Origin of the sequence: Bacillus sp. JJ1127 (genome assembly GCF_036965845.1) — a bacterium.
In the GTDB taxonomy this organism is placed as follows: domain Bacteria; phylum Bacillota; class Bacilli; order Bacillales; family Bacillaceae_G; genus Bacillus_A.
The window spans coordinates 1,095-1,329 of the sequence record NZ_JBALQK010000308.1 but is presented as its reverse complement, the minus strand read 5'-3'; positions in this window follow the sequence as shown (position 1 = coordinate 1,329).

The following is a 235-nucleotide window of genomic DNA, read 5'->3' as shown; positions in this document are numbered from 1 at the left end:
TTCTCTTAAACCATCTAATACTGTCGGTCTCATTGTGGGTACTTCTCTAACTTCCTTCACTTCTTTAACTTCTCTTCTTCTTCTGTGTCTCATACACTCATCACACTCACATCTACGCCCATTAAACATTTCACATAACCCCTTTTTCTAAAAATGTATTTACACGATAGTTTATGAAATTAATAAATTAATTGATTAGGCTATTCTCCTCTGTCAAATGTCCAATCAATTAAAC